Genomic DNA, 26,983 nt, shown 5'->3' on the forward strand with positions numbered 1-26,983 from the left:
ATTGCGAATTGCGAATTGCGAATTGCGAATTGCGAATTGCGAATTGCGAATTGCGAATTGCGGCTTCTCTCTCTGTGTGGCGGGTCGCTGGTAGCTGGTAGCTGGCGGCTCGATCAGCCGCCGGGCGGCTGATCGAAGAACCCATCATCCAAGTCCCTGAACATCTCCTCGGAGCGGGTCTCGTCGAGGACCACGACCGAGGCGCCTCCCCGGGTGGTGACCGTTCCGAGCAGGACCTTGTTCTCGACCGTGGCCGGATCCACGACGAATCCGGCGGCGCCGAGGGTGAGCAGGTTGCCGGGGCTCAGGTTGGTCCAGGTGTGACGGGTGAGGATCGACAACAGCTCGGGGAGTCGGGTGATGTCCCCACCGGCGATCTCGCCGAGAGCGGCGAGCATCACCACACCCTGATGGCCGGATCGGGTGAAGTCGCCGCCGGGAATGCTGCGGATTCGGCTGAAGGCCAGCGCCGCCTCCCCCCACAGCCGCTGGGTGCCGGAGAACAGGTTGGCTTCGGCTCGCCAGTCGTTCATCCGGTAGGGCACGTCCACCACGACGCCACCGAAGTCGTTTACAAGCCGGATGAACCCGAGGAACCCGGTCAGCAGGTAGCCGTCGATGGGGAGACCACTCAGTTCGGCGGCGATGTCCACCATCTCCTCGGTGTGGCGGTCGGAGAGGGCGTTGACGTGGGTGAACTTGTCCGTGCCGTACGACGCCTGCACATAGGCATCGCGGGGAAAGCCGAGGACCGCCCCGCGTGCCTCGGAGAGATTCGCGGAGAGGATGTGGATGCTGTCGGCTCGGAACAGCTCCTGGGACTGGCCGGGCCGGGCGTCGGTACCGACGACCAGTAGATGGCGCACCGGCTCTCCGTACCAGGCGTCCATGTCGAACCGGGGCAGGTGTGCCCCGACCACCTTCCATCCGCTCCCATCGTCGGCGAGCAGGACGATGTCGTCGTCGGCCGTGGCGACCCCGACCCGGCCCAGCTCTTTCTCGAGCTCGGCCGTCACGAGGGTGGCCTCGACGGCGAGGTGTCGGTCGGGTTCCAGGGCACCGACCGCCTCCAGCAGGCCACTCGGGATGTCGGGCTCGGCGAGGGTCCGATCGCCGAGCCAGCCGTAGAAGGCGGCCAGGGCCGGGCGGGCGTTCGGATCTCCGTCGAGGGCGACGTCGATGATGTACGCCTCTCGCTGCGGCGGCAGCGACGTCGTCGTGGACGACGCCGCGGTCGCGGTGGTGGTTGTCACCGGGTCCTCGGCGGCCGGGCTGTTGCACGCGGCGACCACGGCGAGAGCGAGGACGGCAGTCAGGGCGCGGCGAAAGGTGCTCATGAGCGGACGGAACCCTACCGGCCCGGAACCGCTACGAGCCACAGGGCGTCGGCGGGGCAGGGCTAGGCTCGGTCGGTCAGCGCCCGCTGCGTGAGGTCATATGAGGATCGTCATCGTCGGGGCCGGAGCCGTCGGCTCGTATCTCGCCGAACGCCTTGCCACCGAAGGCCAGGACGTGGTCGTCGTCGAGTCGAATCCCGCTCGGGCGGAGGAACTCCAGGCGTCGGTCGACTGCATGGTGGTCACCGCCAACGGTGCCAGCTCGCAGGCGCTCGAGGATGCCGGCTTGTCGGGCGCCGACCTGCTGATCGCGGTCACCTCGTCGGATGCGGTCAACATCCTCGCCTGCCAGGCAGCGGCGCGGATCGGCGTCCGCACGAGGGTTGCTCGGGTCGAGGATCCCACCCTGCGTGAGGACCTGGAATTGCACGGCGTCAGCGTGGTCATCGACCCGGTCGAGGCCCTCACCCGCGAGCTGCTGCTGCTCGCCCGGCGCGGTGGGGTCTCCGAGGTGGTCGAGTTCGCCGACGGGCAGATCGGCCTGTACGGCGGGTACGTCCAGCCGGGTGCCCCGCTCGACGGGAGCAGCCTGGCCGAGCTCCGCACCAGGGTGAAGGGGTGGGACTGGATCGTGGCCGCCCTCGTCCGCGACGACAAGACGATCATCGCTCGGGGTGACTCGGCCTTGCAGTCCGGCGACCACGTGTTGGTGGTGACCAGCCAGGGCGCCGAGGAGGCGCTCACCCTCATGGGGGTGGAGGAGCATCGGGCGAAGAAGGTCTTCGTGCTCGGGGCCACCCGTCTGGCCACAATGACCGCAGAGGCGCTGGTGCAGGCGGGGGTCCACACGGTGCTCGTCGACAGCGAGGCGGAGCGGTTCGGGGACCTGGCCGCCAAGTACGACCGCCTGGTGGTGGTCAAGGGGGACCCGACCGACCCGGAGGTGCTGGCATCCGAGGGCATCGCCAACGCCGACGTCGTCTTCGGGCTGTCGGGCTGGGACGAGGTGAACATCCTCGGCTGCATGGTGGCCAAGGCGCTCGGTGTGCACACGGTCGTCTCACGATTCCACAACCTCGCCTACGTCGGTCTGCTCGCCGGGCACGGCATCGACGCCGGCGTCTCGACTCGACTCGCCGCCGCCAATGAGATCCTGCGGCTGGTGCGGCGTGGAACGATCCACTCGGTGATCACCTTTCAAGACACAGATGCCGAAGCCATCGAACTCCAGGTCGGACCGTCGAGCGACGCCGTGGGCAAGATGCTGAGCGACGTCGGACTCCCGAAGGCGGCGATCATCGGGGGGATCGTGCGCGGTAAACGCGCCTTCATCCCGCACGGCGACACGGTGGTCGAAGCGGGCGACCGACTCATAGCCGTCGCCCTCCCCAAGGCGATCCCCGCCGTCGAGAGGCTGTTCGGGTGACCGCGGCGGAGACCTGATGTCACTGCGGCGCCTCGTGTTCATCGTCGCCGCCGTCGTCGAGGGAACGGCCGCCGCCATGCTCACCGCTTCGGTCGTCGCCATCGTCTACCGGGAGTGGGACGAGGCGCTGTCGATCACAGTGGGTGCCGTCGTGGTGCTGGTCCTCGCCGACCTGGTCCGGAGGGGCGCGGCGCGTACCGGGGAGCTCACCATGCGCGAGGGGTTCGCCGCCGTTGGGTTGTCCTGGTGTGCCATGGTGGCCGTGGGGACTATCCCGTTTCTCGTGACCGGCACCGTCGGCGGGTTCACCGAGATCTTCTTCGAGACCGCGTCGGGGTTCACCACGACCGGGGCTTCGGTGATTGCGACCCCCGAAGTTCTGTCGCGCTCGGTCCTGTGGTGGCGGGCCCTCACGCAATGGATTGGAGGCATGGGCATCATCGTCCTGTCCATCGCCATCCTCCCGCTGCTCGGTGTCGGTGGCATGCAGTTGGCCAGGGCCGAGTATCCGGGAGGTCAGCCCGACCGCTTGACTCCTCGATTTAGGGAGACGGCGAAGCGCCTGTGGCTGGTTTACGCCGCGTTGACCGCGGCAGCGGCCGTGGCCTATGCCGTCGCCGGGATGGGAGTGTTCGACGCGCTCACCCATTCTTTCACGACCTTGTCGACCGGTGGGTTCAGCACGAGCAGCTCGTCACTCGCCGGATTCAGCGTGTCGGTGCAGTGGGTGGCGATCGTGTTCATGACGATGAGTGGCGCGTCGTTCGCGCTTCACCTGCGGGCGCTGAAGCGGCCTACCGAGTACCTCCGAAGCGCCGAGCTCCGGCTGTACGGCATGGTCACGGCGGCGGCGGCGGCGTTGGTCATCGTCGGCACCTGGGGTGGTGCGCCGGTCGACACCATCAGGAGCGGCCTCTTCAGCGTTGTGTCCCTGGTCACCACGACCGGGTACGGCGTGGCCGACTGGAACCTGTGGAGCGGGGGTCTTCAGGTCCTCGTGGTGGGCCTCATGTTCGTGGGGGGAATGGCCGGGTCCACGGCGGGGTCGATCAAGGTGTACCGACTGGGCATCCTCTATCAGAGTTCGCGGGCGGATATGCGGCGACTGATCCATCCTCGGGGCGTCTTCGTCACGCGGCTCGGCCATCAGCAGGTTCCCGACAGGGTCGCCGAGAGCGTCCAGTCGTTCTTCATCCTCTACATGTTCCTGTTCATGACCGGGACGTTGTTGTTCGCGGCCATCGAGTCTTTGGCAGGCGTGCAGGTGGACTTGGCGACGTCGGTGTCGGCAGTCGCCACTTCGATTGGGAACATCGGCCCGGGCCTTGCCGCGGTGGGGCCTACTGATACCTTCGCCAGCGTCCCGACCGCCGGCAAGTGGCTCCTCTCATTCCTGATGATCGTGGGGCGCCTCGAGATCTTCCCGATCGTGTTGCTGTTCACCAGGGAGATGTGGCGGCGATAGGGATGGCCGATCTCGCCACCGCCGTGCCCTTCCTGTGGGTGCTGGTCGCCGTCGGCATCCTCGCCGTCGGTGCCGCGCTCGTCCACGCCGTTCGGCTGGGCACGGGAGCCGACCGGGACACGACGACACCTGACGCCGCGGTGCGTCACGGCGTCGCTCGAGTGGTCGGCCGACAACGGGTGCTCGCGCTGGCGATCGGCGCCGCCGTGGTCGCGGCGCTGATCCTGCTCGCTGGCGGTACCGCCCCTTGGTGGTCCCTGGGTTCCTACCTGGCGGGAGCCGGGGCCGCGCTCGGTGTCGGCGGCGGTGTCGTCGCCGTGACCGCGCACAGTCCCCGCCGCACTGCGGACGCGGCCCGCGACCGCGGGTCGGTAGCGGCGATGGCGGTCGCGGCAGGGGGAGGTACGGGCGCCGCTCTGATCCTCGTTGGCGTCGCCTCCACCATGCTGGCCGGCGGCTACCTGATCGCTGACGCCGCCCTGTCGCTGCCGGAGGTGTGGCGTCTGCTGGTGCCCGCAGGGCTCGGGGTGTCGACGGTGGCCATCGTCGCCCGAGTCGGCAGCGGCGTCTTCGCCAAGAGCACCGATGTGGCGTCCCACACGACGAGTCGGCTCGAGGCGAGAGGCGCCGACCGCTACGGGCGCAACCCGGTCACGATCGCCGATCTCGTGGGGGACTCGCTGGCGGGCACGAACGGCGCCGCCATCGATCTGCTCGACACCCTGTTCATATCGGTGGCGGCAACGACAGTGCTGGCTTGGGACCTCTCCGGAGGCCCGTCAGTCACGCTGTGGGCGGTGCTGCTGCCGCTGGTGGTCGCCGGCTCTGGGATCGTCGGGTCGTTCCTGGCGACGCTCGTCGTCCGCACTCGCGGGAGCCATCTGTCGGCGACGCTGCGACTCGGTCCGGCGGTATGTGGTGCCTACGTGCTCGTCGTTGGGTACGCCTACCTCCGATGGCCGCTGGTCGATACGCCGGGAACGATCGACCCCTGGGGCGCCTTCGCCAGCACGGCGTGTGGCGTGGTAGTCGGCATCGGCATCGGCCACCTCTCGGAGCTGTTCACCAGCGACCGCTGGCGGCAGGTGAAGAACCTCGCCCGTGAGGCAGACCGGGGGGCGGCTCCAGTAGTTCTCGCCGGTGTGGTGGACGGGCTGCGCACCTCCGTGATCCTGGTGGCGGTCCTCGGTGGCGGTGTGGCCGTCGCCTTCTGGGGTGGGGAAGCCATGGTGGAGGGTGGCGGGGCCTACGGGGTGGCTCTGGGCGCGGTGGCCGCGGCGGCGTCGCTGGGGGTGATCGCACGGGTCGCTGCCTTCGGGCCCGTGGCCGACACCGCACGCGGGATTGCTGACATGACCGGCATGCCGGTGGAGGCCCGCGAGGTGGCGTCCGCCCTGGACTCCCTAGGCAACGCCGTCGCCGGGATGGTGCGGGGGTTCTCCCTCGGCGCCGGAGGCTGGGCGGCGGTGGCGGCGATCCTGGCATTGCACCGGACGGCGGACATCGGCGCGGTCGACCTGTTCCGTCCGCTCGCCCTCGGGTCCCTGCTCGTCGGAGCCGCGGTCCCGATGGTGGTCGCCGCCTCGGCGATGCGTTCGGTGACCGCGACCGCCGCATCGATCGTGGACGAAGCCGGACGCCGGGTCGCCGGGCAGCGCGGTCGCCGGAAGACCCGTACTCCGGTCGACGAGGTGTGGTGCGTCGACCTGGCGGCCGCCGCCGCCCACCGGGCGGTGGTGCTGCCGATCTCGCTGGCCGTGGTCCTGCCGATCGGGCTCGGTTTATTCGACGTGGCTGCGCTCGCCGCCCTCCTCGTCGGGGGCCTCGTGAGCGGGCTGTTGCTCGCCGCATTCTTGGCGTCATCGGGAGGATCGTGGGACAACGCTCGCAAGCTCGTCGAGGCCGGCGCCTACGGAGGGCGCGGCTCCGACGCCGACCTGGCCACCAGCGTGGGAGACGCCGTCGGGGATCCGTTCAAGGACGCCGCGATGCCGGCGGTGCTGGTGGTGGTCAAGGGTTTGGCGATCGCGGCGCTCGCCTTCTTGCCCGCGTTCCTCGGGTGATCGAACACGAGCACCGAACGCAGCCGTAGGCTGTGGGCATGGAGTTGTCGATCCTGGCCGGTCAGCAGGACGGAGGCTTCACGCTTCCTTCAGATCCCGGTGCCGCCGCGGTGTGGGGAATCACGCTGGCGGTCATCGTGGGTCTCTACCTGCTCGTGAAGAGGACACGCCGGCGCGCCGACGAGGCGTTCCGTGAGCGGATCGCTCGCCGCGACTCGCCGCGGGACCGGACCGAAGATCCGAGAGACGAGGGGTGATCTTGGCCACCGCAGGAGGGCGTGGATGAGGCGCGTCACCCTCATCCGCCACGCCGAGACCGACGCCAACGCCGCCGGGGTGTGGCAGGGCCGGAGTTCCACGGCGCTGAGCGAGACCGGCCGTCTTCAAGCGAAACGTCTGCGCGAGGATTTGGCCCGGATCGAGCCGACCCGGGCCGTCGCCTCCGATCTGTCCCGGACCCTCGAGACCGCCGAGGTGGCCGGTCTGGAGGTGACTCCCGACCCGCGATGGCGCGAGATGGACATCGGTCGGTGGGAGGGCCTCACCCGCGACGAGGTCGCCCGCCGCTACCCCGAGGAGATGGACACGCTGCGTCGTGGCGGGGACGTGCGGATGGGCGGCGGCGAGACCTGGTCCGACCTCGCCGAGCGGGTCCGAGCGGTGTTCACCGACCTGGTCGACTCGATGCTCGACGGTGAGCACGCCGTGGTGATCACCCATGGCGGGGTGATCCACACCTTGGTCGCCGCCCTCGTCGGGACGCCGGTGGGCACCGGAGTGGCACCGATCGATCGGGTCCGCAACGCCTCGATGACCGATCTGCTGATCGACGAGCGCATCGTTCTGGACCGCTTCAACGCCGGCGGCGACTCCGACGTGGTGCCTGAGGAGCGCACCAGCGTCGTCCTCATCAGGCACGGCGAGTCGGAAGCCAACCTCCGCGGCGAGTGGCACGGCCGTACCGACGGCCCGCTCTCCGAGCTGGGCCTCCGTCAGGCAGAAGGCCTCGTGTCCCGGGTACCGCCGGTGCACGGTGTCTACTCGTCGCCGCTGGCCCGTGCCCGGGGAACCGCCGGCCCGCTCGCTGCCTCCCTGGGCCTGGACATCGCAGCGCACCCGGGGCTCGCCGAGATGGACATCGGCGAATGGGAGGGCATGACCTACGAGGAGATCCTGGAGGTGTGCGCCGAGTTGATGGGAACCATCCGGCGTGACTTCGTCGACCTCCCGCGGGGGCACACCGGCGAGACCATGGCCGCCACCGCGGCACGCGGCCGGGCCGCCGTGGACGAGATCGCCCGCCGACATCAGGGACAGCGCGTAGCGGTGGTCACCCACGGCATGCTCATCAGGGCCCTGGTGGGCGACGTGCTGGGAGTCGGCTGGCCCGGTTCCGAGTCACTCGCCATCCCCTCGAACGCGTCGGTGACCCACCTCCGGTTCGCCGCGAGGGGCCCGGTGCTCGTGGACTACAACGTATGAGGAGCCAGTTGCCAGTTGCCAGTCGCCAGTCACCAGCTAGACGACCGCGAAGTGCCCTGGGGTGCAGTCTGTGAAAGTCCTCCTCGTCACCAACGACTATCCGCCCAAGCCGGGGGGAATCCAGCAGTACCTGGCCGGGTTGGTTCGCTCTCTCCCCGGCGAGGTCAGGGTGATGGCTCCCCGGGACGGCGCCGCTGTCGAGAACGGGGTGGTTCGTGGGCGGGCGCGCTGGATGCTCCCGACCCGCCGCGTGCGCCGCTGGATCCAGCGTGAGATCGAGGCGTTCTCGCCGGACATCCTCGTGTTCGGGGCACCGACCCCGCTGGCGTACCTCGGCCCGGGCCTCCGGCGGCGCACCGGTGTGCCCTACGCGGTGCTCTGCTACGGAGCCGAGGTCACGCTCCCCGCGGCTTTCCCGATCGCCCGGCAACTGGTCGCCTGGCCGCTGCGTCGCGCCGACGCCGTGTTGGGGCTGTCGGCGTACACGGCTTGGCGGGTCGAGCGGCTGGTGGGCAGGCCGGTGCCAAGGATGGGTGCCGGCATCGGCCCGCGCTTCAGCCCGACGGAGGACCGCCCGGCAGGGCATGTGGTCGGGTGCGTCAGCCGGTTCGTGCCGCGCAAGGGCCAGGCGAGGGTGCTGCGCGCCGTGGACCGCCTTCGGCGGGAAGGCACGGACGTGTCGCTCCTGCTGGTCGGTACGGGACGCGACGAGCAGCGGCTTCGCCGGCTCGCCGACCGCCTGGGGGTCCCGACCCGGTTCGAAGTGGGGGTCCCATACGATCGCCTACCCGGCATGTATCGCCAGATGTCGGTGTTCGCCATGCCATCGCGGTCGCGGTGGTTCGGGCTGGAGGTGGAGGGGCTCGGTCTGGTGTACCTGGAAGCTTCGGCCACCGGTGTTCCCGTGGTCACCGGCGACTCCGGTGGGGCGCCGGAGACGGTGCTTCCCGGGGTCACCGGTTTCGTCGCCGATAGCGACGAAACGCTGCTCGACGCGCTCAGGCTCCTGACATCCGATCCGGATCGCGCCCGGGAAATGGGCGAGGCCGGGACCCGCTGGGTGGCCGAGGAGTACTCATGGGCGGCGGTCGCCGGGCGCTGTGTGGCATCCTTCGAGGCGGTCCTCTCACCGTCCGACTGACGATCGATGTCTTGACAATCGCGCTGACCCGTCGTAAACCCTGAACCGTCCCGTCCCCTCCTGAGGTCATGTCGACCAAACTCGTCATCGTCGAGTCGCCTGCGAAGGCGCGCACCATATCGGGCTTTCTCGGCCCGGACTTCGTCGTGGAGTCGTCGATCGGCCACATCCGCGACCTGCCGCGCAGTGCTTCAGACCTTCCGGAGGAATACCGACGCTACGGCGTCGACGTCGACAACGGCTTCAAGCCCTATTACGTCGTGTCCGATTCGAGGAAGCGGCAGATCACCCAGCTGAAGCGCGCTCTCAAGGATGCCGACGAGGTACTGCTCGCCACCGACGAGGACCGCGAGGGTGAGGCCATCGCATGGCACCTCGTCGAGGTCCTCCAGCCGAAGGTACCGGTGAGCCGCATGGTGTTCCACGAGATCACCCGGTCGGCGATCGAGGCCGCAATCGACAACCGCCGGGACATCGACCGTCGGCTGGTGGACGCGCAGGAGACCCGTCGCATCCTGGACCGCCTCTACGGCTACGAAGTGTCGTCGGTGGTGTGGAAGCGGGTGAAGCCCAAATTGTCGGCCGGGCGGGTGCAGAGCCCGGCGGTGCGGCTCGTCGTCGAGCGCGAGCGCGAGCGAATCGCCTTCACCGCAGCCTCGTACTGGGATGTGGAGGGTCGGTTCGCCGTCGACGCTGGCTCGTTCGACGCCACGCTGGTCGCCCTCGACGGGACGCGGATCGCCACCGGCAAGGACTTCGATCGCTCCGGCGTCGTCACCAAGGGCGATGTCGTGGTGCTCGATCGGGAGGGGGCCGAAGCAGTCGTCACCGACTTCGGCGACGCCGACTTCGCCATCAGGTCGGTGGAGAGCAAGCCCTTCCGTCGGTCGCCCTACCCGCCGTTTCGCACCTCGACGCTCCAGCAGGAAGCGGGTCGCAAACTGCGGTTCGGCTCGCAGCGGACCATGCGCGCCGCGCAGAAACTGTACGAGAACGGCCTCATCACCTACATGAGAACCGACAGCACCGAGCTGTCCTCGGCTGCGGTAGCGGCGGCGCGCCGGCAGGTGGAGGAGATGTACGGTGCCGAGTACCTCCCCGAGCAGCCCCGGCGCTACCGATCGAACGTCAAGAGCGCCCAGGAGGCGCACGAGGCGATTCGCCCCGCCGGCGACTCGTTCCCGCTCCCCGACGCGGTCGCCCGCAGTGTGGGGTCGGACGAGGCGAAGGTGTACGAGCTGATCTGGAAGCGCACCATCGCCTCGCAGATGGCCGATGCCGTCGGTGAGAGCGTGCAGGTGCGCCTCAGCGGCGCAGGAGCCTCGGGGCGCTACGGCGAGTTCGCCACCTCTGGGCGCACGATCACCTTCCCTGGATTCCTGCGTGCCTACGTGGAGGGTTCGGACGACCCGGATGCCCAGTTGGAGGACCAGGAGCGCCCGCTTCCGCCCCTCGCCGAGGAGCAGGCCACGAGCGTCGAGTCCCTGGAGGCGGTCGGCCGCGAGACCAAGCCGCCCGCCCGGTACACGGAGGCTTCCCTGGTCAAACGACTGGAGGAGCTGGGCATCGGGCGACCGTCCACCTACGCATCGATCATGGAGACCATCCAGGATCGAGGGTACGTGGTCAAGAAGGGCACGGCGCTGGTCCCGACCTCGACCGCCTTCGCCGTCGTGCAGTTGCTCGAACAGCACTTCGCCGACCTCGTCGACTACGGGTTTACCGCGTCGATGGAGGAGGACCTCGACAAGATCGCCCGCGGCGAGGGTGAGATGGTCCCGTACCTCCACGCCTTCTTTCACGGTAACGGCCACCCGGGGCTGGTCGCCATCGCTGAGGCGGCCCTGGAGAACGCCGATGCGCGTGAGGTGAACACGCTCCCGCTCCGGGGGAGTGAGGGTGTCGTGCTGCGCAACGGCCGATATGGCCCCTACCTGCAGGTCGGTGACGACCGGGTGTCCATCCCGGAGGACATCCCACTCGATGAGCTCACGCCCGAAAGGGTGAAGGAGCTCCTGGAGGCACCCAGCGGAGATCGCGTGCTCGGTGAGCATCCCGAGTCGGGTGAGACGGTTCAGGTGAAGGTGGGCCGATATGGGCCCTATGTCCAGGTCGGCGAGCACGAGGAGGGGAGTCGGGCGAAGCCGCCGACGGCGTCACTCTTCAAGGACATGGACCCGGCCACCGTCACCCTCGAGGATGCGATCCAGCTGCTGTCTCTGCCGAGGACCGTCGGTGAGGACCCTGAGTCGGGCGAGTCGATCACGGCTCAGAGCGGTCGCTACGGCCCCTACCTCAAGAAGGGTGACGATACCCGCAACCTCGAGAACGAACGCGACCTATTCACCGTCGACCTCGACGGGGCTCTCGCGCTGTTCGCCGAGCCGAAGCGTCGCCGCGGTCAGACGGCAGCGGCGCCGTTGCGGGACCTCGGCGCCGATCCCACCACCGGGTGCCGGATGGTGGTGAAGGACGGGCGCTTCGGTCTCTACGTCACTGACGGATCGGTGAACGCATCACTCCCCAAGGGCGAATCACCTGAGACGCTCGCCGTCGCACGGGCCTCCGAGCTGCTCGCCGCCCGTCGGGCGAAGATGAAAGAGCAGGGCAAGACCGTCAAGCCCTGCAAGCCGATGGCCTAGCCTCCAGGCTCCAGGCTCCAGGCTCCAGGCTCCAGGCTCCAGGCTCCAGGCTCCAGGCAATCGAGGGGATTCGCCTCCCGAACCCGACTGAAGGGGACGTCCGCTTAGGGAAGTGCCTATTTGGCGCACCGGGTCTTGACGGCGGCATACTGTCAGGCTCAATGTGTCCCGCACCGCTCCGGCTGTCCCACCGTGCCTACTTCGACTGAGGCGCCCCCGCGCTCGGCGTGGAGCCTGCTGAAGACCGGGCCGTTTTCACGGCTGTGGCGCGCCGGACTGGTGAGCAGCACCGGCGACTGGATCTCGATCCTGGCGACGCTGTCGCTCGCCGAGGAGCTCGCCGGTGGTAGCGGGATCGTGCTCGCCCTCACCTCGCGCATCCTCCCCGGGCTGTTCTTCGCCGCCATCGGCGGGATCATCGCCGATCGCTTCAACCGCAAGTTCGTGATGATGTTCACCGAGGTCGGTCGGGCCGGGCTGGTCTTGAGTCTGGCCTTCGCCAGTTCGATCACCCATCTCATCCTGGTCAACCTGCTGATCGAGGCGCTCACGCTCCTGTTCCAGCCGGCGAAGGAGGCGACGGTGCCGCGCCTGGTGCAGCGAAACGAGCTGGTCCAGGCGAACAGCCTGTCGCTGAGTGCCGCCTACGGGACCTTCCCCATCGGTGCGCTCATCTTCCTCGCCATCGCTCCGTGGGGGGACAACGTGACCCTGGGCGGGCTGCTGCCCGGCACCCATCAGAGCCTCGCCTTCCTCTGCGATGCGGTGACCTACCTGGTGTCGTTCGCCATCCTCACCACCCTGCCGTCCCTCCCCTCCGCCAGGAGGCGGCGGCCCAAGGACGGGCGGGGGCGATGGCATCCGATGGCAGCGGTCCTCGACTTCAAGGAAGGCGTCGCCTTCGTGGCGAAACACAAGCGCGTCCGCAACGTGGTGCTCGCCATGACGGTGGCGCTCGCCGGTGGTGGGATCGTCGTCGTGCTCGGCAAGCCCTTCTCCCGCGACGTGCTCCTGACCGGCGCCGTCGGCTTCCCCGCTCTGCTCACTGCCTTCGGCCTCGGCGCGGCTCTCGGCATCGTGATGGTGACGATCTTCGCCACCCGGTTCCAGTTCAAGGACATCCTGTTCGCCCTCGCGCTGGTCCTCTCCGGGTCTTCGCTCGCCGCCGCGGCGTTCGTCACCTCCCTGTCCGGGGCCGTCGGATGGATCGGGGCGATGGGGTTCGGTGCCGGTGCGGCGTATGTCCTCGGGTTCGCCCATCTTCACGAGCAGGCGGAGGACGAGGTCCGCGGCCGTGCTTTCGCCGCGCTGTTCTCGCTCATGCGGATCGGGCTGCTGACTGCGATGATGCTCGCCCTTCCCCTGGCTCGTCTGTTCCAGGGTTGGCTGCCGGGGATCCTCGCCGATGGTCGCCGCATGGTCCTGTTCGTCGGCGGGCTCACCATGCTGTTCGGCGGCGTCGTCACCCTCTGGCGGGTCCGAGCCAATCTGATCGCCCTCGGCAAGATCGGTGGTGAGGGTCCGACGGTGTCGGCGGCGACGACCGCCCTGAAGTCCCATCAGCGTGCCGTCAGCGGGATCGACAGCCCCGACGAGTTCGACTCCGAGGACGAGCCATGACGGTCCGATACGTCGCCTTCGAGGGCATCGACGGGGCGGGGAAGTCGACGGTATGCCGCCGGGTAGCCGAGGGGCTCGAGGCGGCCGGCTGGCGGACGATGGTGGTGAGGGAGCCGGGGGGCACCGAAGTCGGGGAAGCCCTGAGAAGCGTCCTGCTCGATCATCCCGGGCACGTCGACGACTGGGCCGAAGCGCTCCTCTTCGCCGCCGCTCGTGCCCAACTGGTCACCGAGCTGGTCGGCCCGGCGCTCGCCGAAGGGCGGACCGTGTTGTCGGATCGGTCGGTGTACTCGTCCCTCGCCTATCAGGGCGGTGCCCGCGGCCTCGGCGTGGACCTGGTGCGGCAGGTGAACGAGGTGGGCCTGAGGGGCGTGTGGCCGGAGGTCGTGGTGCTGCTGCGGCTGGAGCCCGAGAGCGGGCTGGAACGCGAGGACGGTGCCGACCGGATCTCGAGTGCGGGCATCGCCCTCCAGCAGCGAGTCGCCGCTGCGTACGATGCCCTCGCCGCAGAAGAGAGCGAGCGGTTCGTGATCGTCGATGCGCGTGATCCCCTCGACGAGGTGGTCGGGTCGGTGCTCGCCGAACTGGAGCGACGGTGGTGACGCCATTCGGCGACGTCATCGGCCACGAGGCCGTGCTGACGAACCTGCGCGCCGATCTGGAGCGGCCGTCCCACGCCTATCTGTTCCTCGGCCCGGCCAGCGTTGGTAAGGCCACCGTGGCCCGACGGTTCGCCGCTGCGCTGCTCTGCGGTGACGATGCATCCGGCATCCGCCGGGTCATGGACGGCAATCACCCGGACCTGGAGGTCGTCGAGCCCGACGGCCGGACCGCCCTGACGGTGGATCGGGCCCGAGAGGCGGTGGCCCGGGCGGTACGCACGCCGGTCGAGGCGGACCGCAAAGTGTTCCTCTTCGAGGATGCCGGGCTCATGAACGACGAGGCGGCGAATGCACTCCTCAAGACTCTCGAGGAGCCGACAGCCACCACCATCTTTCTCCTCGTGGCCGAGTCGGAGGCCGACCTCCCACTGACGGTGGCCAGCCGCTGCCGCGTGGTCGTGTTCGGCCGGGTCCCCGAAGGCCAGATCGGTGACGGCTTGGTAGCCACCGGTGTCGCCGAGACGCAGGCCCGAGGCGCCGCCACCGCGTCGGGGGGCCGGCCCGGGCTGGCGCTGACGCTCGCTACGCGACCGGAGGTGGCCCGGTTCCGCGAGGCCTGGTTGGGGGTGCCCAAGCGGATCGACGGGACCGCGGGCGGTGCGGTGCGCCTGGCCGGGGAGTTGGTGGCTTCTGTGGAACCACTGATCCAGGGCCTGACCGAGTCTCAGGAGGCGCAGGTCGAGCAGGCCCGTACCGAGGGCTATGACACCAAGGCGATGCAGGACCGGCATGACCGGGAGCGGCGCAGGGCGGTGATCGCCCTCCACCGGGGGGGTCTGGAGATCCTCGCCTCGTGGTACCGCGATGCCGCGGTGGCCCAGTTCGGCGGTCCGGTGCGCAACACCGACGTTCCCGGCACCGACTTTGCCGGGAGGTCGGCAGCGCGCGCCGTCGCCGACGCCGGGCGGGTACTCGAGGCGATCGAGTCCTTGGAACGCAACCAGCGTCCCGAGTTGGCGTTCACCGCGCTCCTTTCGGACCTTGGAACCTCGTCGTAACCCCGGCTTCCCGGCCGGTGCGCTCGTGACACTGCGAGAGGCGATCCCCGCCGTTCGGAGGATGGCTCGGTGGTGGACCGACTTCGAGGTCTCCGGCCCGCCGCTGCCGGCGGGTCCGGTGGTCGTCGCTGCCAATCATTTGTCCCACGTGGATCCGCTCGTGGTCACCATGGCCGTCGACCGTCCGGTCCGGTTCCTCGCCCTCGACGAGCTGTTCGGTCACCAGCGAGCTTTCGACGACCTGCTCCTGTGGCTCGGGTCGATCCCGCTGACGAGGACCGGCATTCCCCTGTCGGCGATGCGGACCGCGCTCGGTGAGCTCGCTGGGGGCGGAGCCGTAGCGATGTTCCCCGAGGGGCGCCGGGTGGCTGCCTGGGGCGACGAGTGGCCGCGGCGCGGGGCCGCCTGGTTGTCCGTGAGGTCAGGTACGCCGCTGGCACCGGTGGCGATCACCGGCAGCGGCGGCGTCATGGGCCTCGAGGACAAGAAGCTGCAGCGCCACCCGGTGTCGGTCGTCCGCTGCGAGCCCCTCCACCCCGACGAGTTCCGGAACCTCGACGATCCCGTCGCCGCCATGACCGAAGAGTGGGCACTGCGCATCGGGGAGGCGCTGAGGAAGTAGCGAGGGGCGAGGGGCGAGGGGCGAGGGGCGAGGAGCGAGGGGCGAGGGGCGAGGGGCGAGGAGCGAGGGCGGGTGGCCGGGCAGGGGTCCAGACTCTCTCCCCCCGAAGGGGGGAGTACCTGACGGCGTAGCCGTCAGGGGAGGGGGGAGGGCGAACCCTTCGTGGGCCTCGCGACGCGCTTGGCCTCCCCCTCCGTCAGCGACCTGCGGTCGCTGCCACCTCCCCCTACAGGGGAGGGAACCGTGTGACGGTGCCCCTTTGCGGTTCCTCCCCCGAGGGGGGTAGTACCGCCGGGAGCGGAGCGAGCGGCGGGGAGGGGGGAGGGCGAACCCTTCGTGGGCCCGGCGACGCGCTTCTCCTTCCACCGTAACGGTACCGTTCCCCTCATGCGCATCCTGCTCGCTGGGTCTACGGGTCTCCTGGGATCGGCTTTGCGCAGCGCCCTCATCGAGAGGGGCGACGAGGTAGTGCGGCTCACTCGTCCGGAAACCACCGGCGCGTCCGGGATCCTGTGGGATCCGGCGTCGCCGGAGCCGTTGGATCCAGACGTCCTCACCGGCTTCGATGCCGTGGTGAACTTCGCCGGTCGGAGTATCGGCGAGAAGCGCTGGTCCGATCGGGAAAAGGCAGCCCTCTGGGCCAGCCGGGTCGACTTCAGCGCTGGTCTCGCCCGCGCCATCGCGGCGTCACCCAAGCCGAAGGTGTGGATCAACGCATCGGCGGTGGGCTTCTACGGCGACCGCGGCGACGACATCGTCACCGAGGACGATCCACAGGGGGGCGGTTTCCTCGCCGAGCTGACGGCGTCGTGGGAGGCGGCGACGGCACCGGCGGCTGAGGCAGGGGTCCGGGTGGTCCTGATGCGCAACGGCATCGTGTTGAGCGCCGACGGTGGTGCTCTCGGGCGTCTTCTGGCGCCGTTCGGGCCGCGCTGGCTCAGCCCCTACCGATGGGGACTCGGCGGGCCGGTGGGCAAGGGCACGCAGTACTGGTCGTGGGTGTCGCTCGACGACCACACGCGCGCCACCCTCCACGCACTCGACGGCGAGATCGCCGGACCCATCAACGTGGTGGCTCCCAACCCGGTCATGCATCGGACTTTCATCAGGGCCCTGGGCCGGGTGTTGCGCCGCCCCACCGTCATGCCGGTCCCGCGGCTCGTCCTCGATGCCGTGCTCGGTCGGGAGCTGGCCGCTGCGCTGGTCCACGAAGGGCAGCGCGTGATGCCGGAACGGCTGGCCGCAGACGGTTTCGAGTTCCACGACACCGATGTGGAGTCGGCGCTGCGGCAGGCGCTGGCCGGCTGAGGCGTGGGGCGGGTGACCGCCGTAGTCTCGTTCGGGGTCGTTCGGCCCTGGGTGGAGTGCCTCCCACATGTGCCACAATCGTGGACATGACGACCACTGACGTGGACTTCAAGGCCAGGATCGAGAGCGCGCTCGACGAGTTGTTGACCGACTTCGACGCCGCCGCCGCCACCGCCGAGCCGTCCGAGTTCCTCGGTAAGCGCTTCGACCTGGGTCTCGCCTGGGCGTGGTTCCCCGAAGGCGTCGGTGGCATGGGGGCGCCGCGGTCGTCCCAGGCGATGATCGAGACCCGCCTCGGCGAGGTCGGCGCGCCGACCTCGCGCAACCTGCTCGGCGTAGGCATGGGGGCCCCGGTCCTCGCCGAATACGGCAGCCGTGAGCAGCAGGAGCGGTGGCTACGCCCGATGTTCACCGAGCAGGAGATCTGGTGTCAGATGTTTAGCGAGCCGGGCGCCGGCTCCGACGTCGCCGGGCTGGCGGCACGAGGCGTCCGCGACGGTGACGAGTGGGTGGTCAACGGCCAGAAGGTGTGGACCACCATCGCCCACCTCTCCAAGTGGGGGATGCTCATCGTGCGCACCGACCCCGACGTTCCCAAACACCGTGGCCTCACCTACTTCATCGTCGACATGAAGGCCGAGGGTGTGGAGGTGCGGCCACTACGCCAGGCCACCGGCGAGGCCGAGTTCAACGAGGTGTACTTCACTGACGTCCGCATCCCCGACGAGAACCGCATCGGCGGCGTCGGCGACGGGTGGCGGGTGGCGGTGGCCACGCTGATGAACGAGCGGGTGGCGATCGGTGGGAGCGTTTCCCCGCGGAATTCGGGAGCCATCGGCGTGGCTCTCGACGTGTGGAAGGAGTACGGCCACGATGACCCGGCTCTGCGCGACGACTTGATGCGCCTGTGGGTGGAGGCCGAGGCGGCCCGGCTCACAAATCTGCGGGCAACGCAGATGATGTCGAAGGGCACTCCAGGTCCCGAGGGGTCGCTGGCCAAGCTGGTCTATGCCGAACTCAACAAGCGGATCTTTGAGATGGTCGTCGACCTGATGGGCCCCGACGGGATGCTCTACGACACCTACGACATGGCGCGGCCGGGTGAGTTCCCCGAGCACATTCCCCAGAAGGCGTTCATCCGATCGCGGGCGAACTCCATCGAGGGCGGAACCTCGGAGATCATGAAGAACATCGTCGGCGAGCGGATCCTCGGCCTTCCCGGCGAGCCCCGAGTCGACAAAGACCTCCCCTGGAGCGAGGTACCGCGCTAGCGATTCGCGATTCGCGATTCGCTATCCGTGAGCCAGGCGGCACAGTCCGGCCCTGAACTCTCTCCCCCCGAAGGGGGGAGTACCTGACGGCGTAGCCGTCAGGGGAGGGGGGAGGGCGATCACTACGCATACCCTGCCCCGCGACTCTTGCGACTCGCGAATTGCGAATCGCGAATTGCGCCCTGCCTCAAATCCCAGCCCGGCGCGCGGGTCTCCATACAATCACAGGGTTGTCACTCGTCGAGGAGCATCGATGCCGACTCTGGGAGAGCGCCTTTCGCGCCGATCGTGGCGGCGTGCCGTCGCCGCCGAGCTGGTCGACCGACTCGACCACGAAGGCGATCTCTTCTTCTCCGGGTCGGGCTACGAGGACCGCGACGAGATGCTCCGGATCGCCCGACTGCTCCCCAGCGACGTGGTCGCCGAGCTCTACGAGGATCCGGCCTACCCCGGCTACACCTTTATGGAGGTGCGCCTCATCGACGCTCCCTATGCCTATGACGACGGGTACGACCACGACGACGAATGGGATGTCCGTCGCCATGCCATGTGACCTGTTGTTTCGGACCGCTGACACGCCGGTAGGCTGAGTCCAGGATGTCGCGCCGACGCCGACCGCCACCGCCCTCTGACGGGGGTCCTCGACGGTTCCCGTCGTGGGTCATATGGGTTGGGCTGGCTGTCGTGGTCGGTGGGATCGTCGCTGTGGCGGTGACGCTCGCCGGTGAGGAGCCGGGTTCGGGCGCGAGTCAGGGTGACGTCGCCGTTGGCGAGGTGCTTTTCCTCCAGAACTGCGCGGCATGCCACGGCGCCGACCTTCTGGGGACTGTGCAGGGTCCACCATTTCTCGACGTCATCTACGCGCCGAACCATCACTCCGATGAGGCATTCCAGCGTGCCATCGCCTTCGGGGTGATACCGCACCACTGGAACTTTGGACCGATGCCGGCGATCCCCGGGTTGCCCCGTGATGAGGTGGCGTCGATCATCGCCTTCGTGCGCCTCCAACAGCAGGCAGCTGGCATCGTGCGCGATCCGAGCCATCCCTGAGGCCGGTCGTGCGTCGACACCGTGATCTGATCCTCGGGCTGGTGGTGGTCGCGGCCGTCTTCGCCGGATTCGCCGCGCTGTCGATGGGTGGGTATCCCGGCGGTCCCGACGAGTGTTTGGCGCTCGGCGATTGTTACTGCGAGGCACCCCGCGGGGGCATGGCGGAACAGCCGGCCAATGCCTGGTCCAATCTCGGCTTCGTCGTGGTCGGCCTCCTCGTGCTGGCCGACACCGCCCGGCGCCGCACCCCGTCGGCGGTTCGTATGGAGTCCGACCTCCGCTATCCCCGCCTCTACGGATCGGTTGCCATCTTCCTCGGTGTCGGCTCGTTCGCCTTCCACGGGTCGTTGAAGGCGTGGGGTGGGTACATCGACGTCCAGTCCATGCACGCCTTCATCGGGTTCGTCATCGCCTACGACCTCGCCCGGATCCACGACTGGTCGTGGGGGCGGTTCGTCGGTTGGTTCGTAGGACTGCTCGCCGTGTTCTCGGTGCTGATCGGCCTGCTGCCGCCCGAGCACGGGAAGACGATGTTCGGCGTGGTGGTCGGATTCACCCTGCTCCTCGAGGCCGCGGTGTCGTATCCACGCCTGCGCCCGTGGGCACCACGGCCGATCCACCCGCGTCGCATGCCCTGGTTTTGGGCCGGACTCGGCTCCTTCGCGGCCGCCTTCGGGGTGTGGACCGTGTCTCGTACCGGCGGTCCGTGGTGCGATCCTCACAGCCTGGCCCAGGGCCATGCCCTGTGGCACCTGCTCACCGCGCTATCGGTGTGGTGCTTCTACCGCTACTTCCGCGCGGAGACCCGAGTGCAACAGCTGGCTGGAGACGCGTGACCGGTGGCTGATTGGAGCCGGAGCGGGGATTTGAACCCCGGACCTACGCCTTACGAGGGCGTTGCTCTACCCCTGAGCTACTCCGGCGAGGACCGGCATAGTACGGCATCCACTGACACCTTTGCTCAGATGGTGCGGTAGTCGGCCGCCCAACGGATGCCGAGCTGCTGCCTGTTGAGCGGCTCTGCCAAGCGGAGCGTCACCTCATGCTCGTTTGCCTCTTGAATCGGTAGGTAGTAGCAGGAGTCGGTGCTTTCGTCCCAGACGGCAATCCACTCGACCATGTCTGGCCCGTAGCTGTACTGCACCCACTCCGACCTGGAGTCGCAGCGGATCTTCAACACGCGACCGTTCGACCGCGTGTGCTTGACCTGCACCCGCTCGAGGCTCGCGTCTTGGCGCACCAGAACCAGGTCAAAGGGATGGGCATGGCCTGTAGGCCAGGCGACTCCCAAGCCGCGCGCTGATAGTCAGCGGCGACCTTGTGTTCAGCGGTAGCGGCGAGTTGGAGTCGTGTATTCAAGGTGCGGGTGCCTCTCTTGCAACTCCCTCCCACCTTATGTTGCGGGTATGACGCGCCATCACCGACGTGCGACCTGCCAGCCATTTCTCGTGGTGCCATCGATGCCGTGCTCGAAGACTCCACCGTCTGCCGTCTGCCGTCTGCCGTCTGCCATCTGCCGTCTCGAGCGAAGTGAGTTTGGGAACCAAAACACCCCCTTTCGCCGTCATAACTCGGATGGGGAGTGGCACACAGGTATCGTCTTCGCTCCGATCCCGAACTGAGGGGACCGTGAGTCTCATGGCCGACAGGGCCACGTTCGTCGACGACGCCATGCAGTATGCGCCGCAGCTGTACTCGGCCGCGCTGCGCATGACCCGCAACCCGACCGACGCTGAGGACCTCCTCCAGGAAACCTTCCTCAAGGCGTACCGCGGGTATCACACGTTCAAGCAGGGCACCAACCTGCGTGCCTGGCTGTACCGGATCCTCACCAACACCTTCATCAACGAGTACCGCAAGAGGACTCGTCGACCCACCGAAGTCGAGCTGGGCGAGCTCGAGGACATGTACCTGTTCAATCGGCTCGGTGATGCCGGCGGCGGTGCCGCCCGCAGCGCCGAGGACGAGGCCCTGGAGCGCTTCGTCGACGAGGACATCAAGACCGCCTTGGAGGACCTGCCCGAGATCTTTCGCATCCCGGTGCTCCTCGCCGATGTCGACGGCTTCTCCTACAAGGAGATCGCCGAGATCGTCGACATCCCCATGGGCACGGTCATGTCACGCCTCCACCGTGGAAGAAATGCGCTGCAGAAAGCGTTGTGGGACAAGACCGAACAGCGAAGGGCATCTGGCGCATGAACTGCAACGAGGCCTACGACCGCCGCTATCGATACCTCGACCAGGAGATGACCGTGGTGCGGCGTCTGCGCCTCACCCTCCATCTGCGCCGCTGCCCGCCCTGCGCTGACGGGTTCGCCTTCGAACAGAAACTCAGAATTCGGATCGCGCAGGGTTGTGTCGATCCCTATCCCACGGAGCTGCACGAACGACTCGTGTCGCTCATCCGCCATACCGATACCGATGGGACCGAAACCGGTGGCCTCGCCGCCGGACTCGGCCCGGGAGGTTGACCATGTCCGAAATCCTGAAAGGCAACAAGGTCCAGGGCAAGTTGCGCGCCCCGCGCGCTCTCGACGAGATTCGTCGGTGCGAGAGCGACGGGTGCGAGACGCTGCTCTCCCGCTACAACAAGCGGACCTACTGCTACGCCCACGCCCCCACGCGGTTCCCCCGCCTGCGCGGTCGTGTCGTTCCCGAGAGTCAGTAGTCGGACCGACCCGTTCCCTGCCGGCGCTCTCCGACGGGTTCGGCCGTCGTCCGGGTAATCTGGCTGCCGTGCGCCGATACACCATCACCGCGATGCTCGCTGTCGCCGTCCTGAGCCTCGGGGTCGGAAGCGCCTTCGCTGGAGAGGGTGTGCCGCCCGGTGACGGACCCGCCGTGACGCAGGTCGAGCCGCCGGCACTCGCCGAAGACGATGCCTGGACGTTTCGGTACCTCGTGCCCACACTGCTCGCCATGGGCGTCCTGGCTGTCGTCGTGACCGCCCTCGCCTACGGTCGCAGGGTGAAGGGCCGCTATCGGCTGGCACGGTGACCAGTTCGATCCACTGGCCGCTCGCCTCCCGAATCGCTCAGAGCGCGGCCGGATCGGATCCCTTCGAAGACTCGTACCACTTCTCCCGGTTCGCCGCCGACGCCGACGACCTGGTCGCTCGTGCCGCCCCGGCGGTGGCGGCCGAGATGGGCATGGAATGGGCGTCGGACCCCACCGTACGGGTGGTCACCAGGCGGCAATGGGCCGAAGCCAACATCGACGGGTTCAGTCGTCTACTCGCCCCGGCAGAGGAGCTGCTCGTCAAGCCGGGCGGGCTCGGCATCGGCCGTGCCCTCGCCAGCCGACTCCTCGCCGCCGAAGTGGGTGCCCTCGTCGGGATCCTGGGTCGGCGGGTGCTCGGACAGTACGAACTGGTACTGCCGTCGGGCGATGACGGTGACACGATCCTGTTCGTCGGGGCCAACGCTCTGCTCATGGAGCGTCAGAACGAGTTTCGCCCCTCCGAGTTCCGTTACTGGGTGGCCCTGCACGAGTGCACCCATCGGCTGCAGTTCACGGGTGTGCCGTGGCTCCGTGGGTACTTCCTTGGTCTCGTCGAGGACCTCATCGAGGCATCGAAGCCCCAGCCGGGGCGGTCGCGCCGGTGGGTCGCCGACCTGCGCGCCGCGGCGCGAGAGGGCCGCCCTATGGTCGGCGAGGCCGGCCTGATGGGGCTCTTCGCCACCCCCGACCAGCGTCGCGTCCTGGATCAGGTACAAGCACTGATGGCACTGCTCGAGGGTCACGGTCACGTGGTGATGGACCGGATCGGCGCCCGTGAACTGGTGACTCAGCACACGATGTCGCGCGTGCTCAAGCAGCGCCGCAAGGATCCTCGCACCGCTGCGTTCTTCAGGATCACCGGCCTCGAACTCAAGATGAAGCAGTACGAGATGGGGGAGCGGTTCATCCTGGACGTGGAGCGCCGGGCCGGGTTCCAGGCCCTCGACGCCGTGTGGACCGAGCCCGACGCACTCCCCACTCTCGCCGAGATCTCGGAGCCGCAGCGGTGGCTCGAACGGGTGGGCTGACCGCCGCTCAGGAGACGGTGCTGCGGGCCGTCGACGCCGCGGTGCCCGCCGGTCACCTCGTGGTGGCTCTGAGTGGCGGCGCCGACAGCGCCTCCCTGGCCTGGGCGGTGGCGACCCTCCGGGCTCCCGTCAGGGCGGTCAGTGTGGATCACGGCCTCCCCGGATCGGCTCGGCTGATGACCGCGGCGTCGGCCATCGCGGCGAGGCTCGGTCTTCAGCACGACACGATCTCGGTCCGTACCGAGGGCACCGGCGAGACGGTCCTGCGTACCGCACGGCTCGCCGCCCTCGAGTCCGCGGTCGGTGTCGACGAGACGATCCTCACCGGTCACACCGCCGACGATCAAGCCGAGACGGTGCTGGGGAACCTGATTCGAGGAGCCGGGGCCGCTGGTCTCGCCGGCATCCCGCGACGCCGTGGCCCATTCGCCCGACCGCTCCTCGGTGTCCGTCGCCAGGTCGCCCGCACCGCCGCCGCCGAACTCGGGCTGCCCTTCGTGGACGACCCGGACAATGCCGACCTGTCGATCAGGCGCAACCGACTCCGCCTGCAGACGCTCCCGCATCTTGGCGAGTACAACCCGCAGGTCGTCGAGGCGATCGCGAGGAGCGCCCGCCTCGTGGAGGCCGACGACGCCTACCTGGAGGCGTTGGCCGCTGCCGTGTCCGTGAGCCGTGACGAGGAGGCCATCACGGTGCCCGCGGCGGTCCTGACGACCCTCGCCGCACCCGTCGCCACTCGGGTCGTTCGGGGGATGTTGCGCGCCGCCGACGGCCCGTACGCCGGCGAGGCCGCCGATGTGGACGCGGTCATGTCGGTGGCGGCCACCGGGGTGTCCGCCTCGCTCTCGGGGGATCTCCTCGCGGTTCGAGAGCGCGCTCTGGTGGTGATCCACCCCAACCGGCCGGTCTCACCCCCCGAACCGGTCTCGCTGGAGACCGCCGGCGCCGCCCGGTTCGGGCCGTGGACCATCCAGGCTGACGCCACCGGTGTTCGGGTGCCGGTGGGCGACCGCGCTGTGGTGCGCGCGCCTGTGGCCGGGGATCGGATCTCCATCGGCGGGGGGCGGCACAAGACGGTGTCCGACGCTCTCCAGGAGGCCGGTGTGCCGGTGCGGCTGCGTCCCCGTTGGCCGCTGGTGGTCGACGGTGACAGAATCGCCTGGATCGTCGGCGTGCGGACCGCTCCCGACGATGGAGAGAATCGGACGCTGTCGGCGACGAAGGAGGAGCGGTGAAGGTCGGGCGGGTCCTCGTCGACGAGCAGCAGATCGCTCAGCGGCTCATCGAGATGGGAGCCGAGATCACCCGCGACTACCAGGGCAAGGACCTGCTCCTGGTCGCCGTGCTCAAGGGGGCCTTCATGGTGATGGCCGACCTGTCACGGCGGATCGACCTGCCCGTCGACATCGACTTCATGGCGGTGTCGTCGTACGGGGATTCCACCACCACGTCCGGGGTGGTGCGCATCATCAAGGACCTGGATCGGGAGATCACCGGCCGCCACGTGCTGATCGTCGAGGACATCATCGACAGCGGACTCACCCTCGACTACCTGCGCCGCAATCTGGAGGTGCGCCAGCCGGCGTCGCTCGAGGTGGCGGCCCTGCTGGTGAAGGGCGGCATCCAGCGCACTCAGGTCGACGTCAAGTACGTCGGATTCGAGATCCCACCGGACTTCGTCATCGGCTACGGCCTCGACCTCCAGGGAACCATGCGGAACCTCCCGTATGTGGCGGTGATGGAGGAGGAGTAGGCCCCAGGCTCCAGGCCCCGGGCTCCAGCCATTCGCTTCGCTCGGACGCCCGGTCCTATATCTGGTGCCTGGGGCCTGGCTCGACGGCCCATAGGCCGTCGGCGCCGATACCATGCCCTACGCTGCCGAGTTCCCGGGCGGAGATTCCAGCGTGAAACGAACCATCAGGACGCTCCTCGTCTACATGATCGTCGTGACCGTGGCGATCACTCTGGTCAATACGTTCGTGGGTTCGGCCACCGCGCCCGAGGACATCACGCTCGATCGGTTTCAGAGCCACCTGAGTGCCGGGGACATCGTTTCGGTCACCATCAGGCAGCGGTCCAACACGGTCGAGGGGGAGTTCACTGAGGCGCTCGGCGGCGGGACCTTCAAGGCTTCGTTCCCCGACGGATATGAAGGCGACCTGACGGTCCTGATCCTCGACAGTGGAGTCAGTGTGGAGGTTCAGTCGGAAGACCCGAGCGTCCTCCAGTGGTTCGTCGGGACGATCCTCCCGTACCTGCTGATCTTCGGCATCTTCATCTTCATCCTGATGCAGATGCAGGGTGGCGGGAGCCGTGTCATGCAGTTCGGCAAGGCGAAGGCCAAGCAGGTCACCCGCGACATGCCCAAGGTCACGTTCAAGGACGTCGCCGGTGCCGAGGAGGCGGTGGAGGAGCTCGAAGAGATCAAGGAGTTCCTCCAGAAGCCCCAGAAGTTCCGTGCGATGGGAGCCAAGATCCCCAAGGGCGTGCTGCTCTACGGGCCGCCCGGTACCGGCAAGACCCTGCTCGCCCGGGCGGTTGCCGGCGAGGCCGGCGTGCCCTTCTTCTCCATCTCCGGTTCTGACTTCGTCGAGATGTTCGTCGGCGTCGGCGCATCGCGCGTCAGGGACCTCTTCGAGCAGGCGAAGGCCCAGGCGCCGGCGATCATCTTCGTCGACGAGATCGACGCCGTCGGCCGCCACCGTGGCGCCGGCCTCGGCGGCGGTCACGACGAGCGCGAGCAAACCCTCAACCAGCTCCTCGTCGAGATGGACGGGTTCGACGTGAAGACCGGCGTCATCCTGATCGCGGCCACCAACCGCCCCGACATCCTCGATCCGGCGCTACTGCGGCCGGGCCGCTTCGACCGTCAGATCGTCGTCGATCGCCCCGACATCAAGGGCCGCCGGCAGATCCTCGACGTCCACTCCAAGGGTAAGCCGCTCTCCGACGACATCGACATGGACGCCATCGCCCGGTCCACGCCCGGGTTCACCGGGGCCGATCTGGCCAACACGATCAACGAGGCTGCCCTGCTCGCCGCCCGCCGGGAGAAGGATCTGATCAGCCAGGCGGAACTCGAAGAGGCGATCGACCGGGTGATCGCCGGTCCCGAGCGCCGCAGCCGGGTGATGACCGAAGAGGACAAGAAGGTGACTGCCTACCACGAGGGAGGCCACGCCCTCGTCGGGTACGCCCTGCCCAAGGCGGACCCGATCCACAAGGTGACGATCATCCCCAGGGGTCGTGCCGGTGGCTACACCATGGCGCTGCCCATGGAGGACAAGAACTACATGCGCCGCAGCGAGCTCACCGACAAGCTGGCCATGCTGATGGGCGGCCGCACCGCCGAGGAGCTGATCTTCATCGATCCGACGACCGGCGCCTCCAACGACATCGAGCAGGCCACGATGATCGCCCGTCGCATGGTGATGGAATACGGGATGAGTGACCGGCTCGGGCCGATGAAGTACGGGCAGCCGGAGGCCGAGGTCTTCCTCGGTCGCGACTTCGCCCGGGGCCAGGACTACTCCAACGAGGTGGCCTCCGCCATCGACGAGGAGGTCCGTCACCTGATCACCCAGGCACACGATGAGGCGAGGGCGATCCTCACCGAGCATCGGGAGGCACTCGACCGCCTCGCCGCCACCCTCATCGAGAAAGAGACGCTCTCCGGGGATCAGGTCGCCGAGGTGCTCCACGACGTCCCCAAGTGGGTGCACGCCGCCAACGGCTCCAAGCGCCTCCAGGCGCCCAACGGCAAGTCGTCGCGTTCTCGGGTCACCACCGCCGCGCAACGCGTTGCCGACAAGGGTTCGGGCTGACGACCACAGCCCGATTCGACGGTTGGCGATCGCGCCGAACC

Annotated in this window: 26 protein-coding genes and 1 tRNA gene; 24 read left to right on the plus strand and 3 right to left on the minus strand. The window is 68.5% G+C overall.

Annotated elements, in window-relative coordinates; all coding sequences use genetic code 11:
* Positions 1-113: 113 nt before the first annotated feature.
* The gene (locus tag WEA29_00005) at positions 114-1,337 is read right to left on the minus strand and encodes an LCP family protein (protein ID MEX2322148.1); all 1,224 of its coding nucleotides are present in this window, start codon (positions 1,335-1,337) and stop codon (positions 114-116) included.
* Positions 1,338-1,437: 100 nt separating this feature from the next.
* Between WEA29_00005 and trkA the strand changes: the two genes are divergently transcribed.
* The 16 genes from trkA (at position 1,438) to WEA29_00085 (ending at position 19,923) form a co-directional block, all read left to right on the plus strand.
* Complete coding sequence (gene trkA, locus WEA29_00010; GenBank protein MEX2322149.1) at positions 1,438-2,763, plus strand: Trk system potassium transporter TrkA; 1,326 nt, start codon at positions 1,438-1,440, stop codon at positions 2,761-2,763.
* A 16-nt stretch (positions 2,764-2,779) separates the two neighbouring features.
* Entirely contained in the window at positions 2,780-4,228 is a 1,449-nt protein-coding gene (locus WEA29_00015) for a TrkH family potassium uptake protein (GenBank protein ID MEX2322150.1), read from the plus strand.
* Between the two features lie 2 nt (positions 4,229-4,230).
* Positions 4,231-6,291: a sodium/proton-translocating pyrophosphatase gene (locus WEA29_00020; GenBank protein MEX2322151.1), complete on the plus strand. Its 2,061-nt coding sequence runs from the start codon at positions 4,231-4,233 to the stop codon at positions 6,289-6,291.
* A 38-nt stretch (positions 6,292-6,329) separates the two neighbouring features.
* Positions 6,330-6,548: a hypothetical protein gene (locus WEA29_00025; protein MEX2322152.1), complete on the plus strand. Its 219-nt coding sequence runs from the start codon at positions 6,330-6,332 to the stop codon at positions 6,546-6,548.
* Between the two features lie 25 nt (positions 6,549-6,573).
* A complete protein-coding gene (locus WEA29_00030; GenBank protein ID MEX2322153.1) occupies positions 6,574-7,773 on the plus strand; it encodes a histidine phosphatase family protein in 1,200 nt (399 codons plus the stop codon).
* A gap of 70 nt (positions 7,774-7,843) precedes the next feature.
* A complete protein-coding gene (locus WEA29_00035; GenBank protein ID MEX2322154.1) occupies positions 7,844-8,914 on the plus strand; it encodes a glycosyltransferase family 4 protein in 1,071 nt (356 codons plus the stop codon).
* A 68-nt stretch (positions 8,915-8,982) separates the two neighbouring features.
* Entirely contained in the window at positions 8,983-11,556 is a 2,574-nt protein-coding gene (gene topA, locus WEA29_00040; protein ID MEX2322155.1) for a type I DNA topoisomerase, read from the plus strand.
* 192 nt (positions 11,557-11,748) lie between these two features.
* Positions 11,749-13,176, plus strand: coding sequence for an MFS transporter (locus tag WEA29_00045; GenBank protein MEX2322156.1), 1,428 nt, complete (start codon positions 11,749-11,751; stop codon positions 13,174-13,176).
* Positions 13,173-13,778 (plus strand): dTMP kinase, encoded by a 606-nt coding sequence (tmk, locus tag WEA29_00050; GenBank protein ID MEX2322157.1) that lies wholly within the window; start codon positions 13,173-13,175, stop codon positions 13,776-13,778. The genes WEA29_00045 and tmk overlap by 4 nt, the downstream gene beginning before the upstream one ends.
* Positions 13,772-14,836, plus strand: coding sequence for a hypothetical protein (locus WEA29_00055; protein ID MEX2322158.1), 1,065 nt, complete (start codon positions 13,772-13,774; stop codon positions 14,834-14,836). Before tmk ends, WEA29_00055 begins: the two co-directional genes overlap by 7 nt.
* 25 nt (positions 14,837-14,861) lie before the next feature.
* The gene (locus WEA29_00060) at positions 14,862-15,458 is read left to right on the plus strand and encodes a lysophospholipid acyltransferase family protein (GenBank protein ID MEX2322159.1); all 597 of its coding nucleotides are present in this window, start codon (positions 14,862-14,864) and stop codon (positions 15,456-15,458) included.
* 387 nt (positions 15,459-15,845) lie between these two features.
* On the plus strand, positions 15,846-16,766 hold the full coding sequence (locus tag WEA29_00065; GenBank protein ID MEX2322160.1) for a TIGR01777 family oxidoreductase: 921 nt from the start codon (positions 15,846-15,848) through the stop codon (positions 16,764-16,766).
* 86 nt (positions 16,767-16,852) lie between these two features.
* Positions 16,853-18,037, plus strand: a complete 1,185-nt coding sequence (locus WEA29_00070) for an acyl-CoA dehydrogenase family protein (GenBank protein MEX2322161.1) — start codon at positions 16,853-16,855, stop codon at positions 18,035-18,037.
* A 253-nt stretch (positions 18,038-18,290) separates the two neighbouring features.
* Positions 18,291-18,590 carry a hypothetical protein gene (locus WEA29_00075; GenBank protein ID MEX2322162.1) on the plus strand — a complete coding sequence of 100 codons (300 nt, stop codon included), beginning with the start codon at positions 18,291-18,293 and terminating at the stop codon, positions 18,588-18,590.
* A gap of 44 nt (positions 18,591-18,634) precedes the next feature.
* The gene (locus WEA29_00080) at positions 18,635-19,087 is read left to right on the plus strand and encodes a cytochrome c (GenBank protein MEX2322163.1); all 453 of its coding nucleotides are present in this window, start codon (positions 18,635-18,637) and stop codon (positions 19,085-19,087) included.
* Positions 19,088-19,095: 8 nt separating this feature from the next.
* On the plus strand, positions 19,096-19,923 hold the full coding sequence (locus tag WEA29_00085; protein ID MEX2322164.1) for a ceramidase domain-containing protein: 828 nt from the start codon (positions 19,096-19,098) through the stop codon (positions 19,921-19,923).
* A 12-nt stretch (positions 19,924-19,935) separates the two neighbouring features.
* On the opposite strand, the gene WEA29_00090 is transcribed toward WEA29_00085, so the two are convergent.
* Positions 19,936-20,010 (minus strand) — tRNA-Thr (locus WEA29_00090).
* 38 nt (positions 20,011-20,048) lie between these two features.
* Complete coding sequence (locus WEA29_00095; protein ID MEX2322165.1) at positions 20,049-20,378, minus strand: group I intron-associated PD-(D/E)XK endonuclease; 330 nt, start codon at positions 20,376-20,378, stop codon at positions 20,049-20,051.
* A gap of 347 nt (positions 20,379-20,725) precedes the next feature.
* Here WEA29_00095 and WEA29_00100 point away from each other — a divergent pair, with 347 nt between their 5' ends.
* The 8 genes from WEA29_00100 to ftsH all read left to right on the plus strand — a co-directional run bounded on the left by WEA29_00100 (position 20,726) and on the right by ftsH (position 26,942).
* Positions 20,726-21,286, plus strand: coding sequence for a sigma-70 family RNA polymerase sigma factor (locus tag WEA29_00100; GenBank protein MEX2322166.1), 561 nt, complete (start codon positions 20,726-20,728; stop codon positions 21,284-21,286).
* Entirely contained in the window at positions 21,283-21,558 is a 276-nt protein-coding gene (locus WEA29_00105) for a zf-HC2 domain-containing protein (protein ID MEX2322167.1), read from the plus strand. The genes WEA29_00100 and WEA29_00105 overlap by 4 nt, the downstream gene beginning before the upstream one ends.
* 2 nt (positions 21,559-21,560) lie before the next feature.
* On the plus strand, positions 21,561-21,755 hold the full coding sequence (locus WEA29_00110; protein ID MEX2322168.1) for a hypothetical protein: 195 nt from the start codon (positions 21,561-21,563) through the stop codon (positions 21,753-21,755).
* A gap of 68 nt (positions 21,756-21,823) precedes the next feature.
* Complete coding sequence (locus tag WEA29_00115) at positions 21,824-22,084, plus strand: hypothetical protein (GenBank protein MEX2322169.1); 261 nt, start codon at positions 21,824-21,826, stop codon at positions 22,082-22,084.
* Positions 22,081-23,115, plus strand: coding sequence for a zinc-dependent metalloprotease (locus tag WEA29_00120; protein ID MEX2322170.1), 1,035 nt, complete (start codon positions 22,081-22,083; stop codon positions 23,113-23,115). Before WEA29_00115 ends, WEA29_00120 begins: the two co-directional genes overlap by 4 nt.
* On the plus strand, positions 23,094-24,353 hold the full coding sequence (tilS, locus tag WEA29_00125) for a tRNA lysidine(34) synthetase TilS (GenBank protein ID MEX2322171.1): 1,260 nt from the start codon (positions 23,094-23,096) through the stop codon (positions 24,351-24,353). Before WEA29_00120 ends, tilS begins: the two co-directional genes overlap by 22 nt.
* Positions 24,350-24,871, plus strand: a complete 522-nt coding sequence (gene hpt / locus WEA29_00130; GenBank protein MEX2322172.1) for a hypoxanthine phosphoribosyltransferase — start codon at positions 24,350-24,352, stop codon at positions 24,869-24,871. Before tilS ends, hpt begins: the two co-directional genes overlap by 4 nt.
* A gap of 184 nt (positions 24,872-25,055) precedes the next feature.
* Entirely contained in the window at positions 25,056-26,942 is a 1,887-nt protein-coding gene (gene ftsH, locus WEA29_00135) for an ATP-dependent zinc metalloprotease FtsH (GenBank protein MEX2322173.1), read from the plus strand.
* Positions 26,943-26,983 lie beyond the last annotated feature (41 nt).

It is taken from the genome of Acidimicrobiia bacterium, assembly GCA_040902765.1.
Classification (GTDB): domain Bacteria; phylum Actinomycetota; class Acidimicrobiia; order Spongiisociales; family UBA11373; genus DATKBG01.

Coding starts and splice junctions, on each gene's coding strand:
- WEA29_00005 (MEX2322148.1), bottom strand. CDS start 1,337: ATGAGCACCTTTCGCCGCGCCCTGACTGCCGTCCTCGCTCTCGCCGTG.
- trkA (MEX2322149.1), top strand. CDS start 1,438: ATGAGGATCGTCATCGTCGGGGCCGGAGCCGTCGGCTCGTATCTCGCC.
- WEA29_00015 (MEX2322150.1), top strand. CDS start 2,780: ATGTCACTGCGGCGCCTCGTGTTCATCGTCGCCGCCGTCGTCGAGGGA.
- WEA29_00020 (MEX2322151.1), top strand. CDS start 4,231: ATGGCCGATCTCGCCACCGCCGTGCCCTTCCTGTGGGTGCTGGTCGCC.
- WEA29_00025 (MEX2322152.1), top strand. CDS start 6,330: ATGGAGTTGTCGATCCTGGCCGGTCAGCAGGACGGAGGCTTCACGCTT.
- WEA29_00030 (MEX2322153.1), top strand. CDS start 6,574: ATGAGGCGCGTCACCCTCATCCGCCACGCCGAGACCGACGCCAACGCC.
- topA (MEX2322155.1), top strand. CDS start 8,983: ATGTCGACCAAACTCGTCATCGTCGAGTCGCCTGCGAAGGCGCGCACC.
- tmk (MEX2322157.1), top strand. CDS start 13,173: ATGACGGTCCGATACGTCGCCTTCGAGGGCATCGACGGGGCGGGGAAG.
- WEA29_00065 (MEX2322160.1), top strand. CDS start 15,846: ATGCGCATCCTGCTCGCTGGGTCTACGGGTCTCCTGGGATCGGCTTTG.
- WEA29_00070 (MEX2322161.1), top strand. CDS start 16,853: ATGACGACCACTGACGTGGACTTCAAGGCCAGGATCGAGAGCGCGCTC.
- WEA29_00075 (MEX2322162.1), top strand. CDS start 18,291: ATGCCGACTCTGGGAGAGCGCCTTTCGCGCCGATCGTGGCGGCGTGCC.
- WEA29_00080 (MEX2322163.1), top strand. CDS start 18,635: ATGTCGCGCCGACGCCGACCGCCACCGCCCTCTGACGGGGGTCCTCGA.
- WEA29_00100 (MEX2322166.1), top strand. CDS start 20,726: ATGGCCGACAGGGCCACGTTCGTCGACGACGCCATGCAGTATGCGCCG.
- WEA29_00105 (MEX2322167.1), top strand. CDS start 21,283: ATGAACTGCAACGAGGCCTACGACCGCCGCTATCGATACCTCGACCAG.
- WEA29_00110 (MEX2322168.1), top strand. CDS start 21,561: ATGTCCGAAATCCTGAAAGGCAACAAGGTCCAGGGCAAGTTGCGCGCC.
- ftsH (MEX2322173.1), top strand. CDS start 25,056: ATGATCGTCGTGACCGTGGCGATCACTCTGGTCAATACGTTCGTGGGT.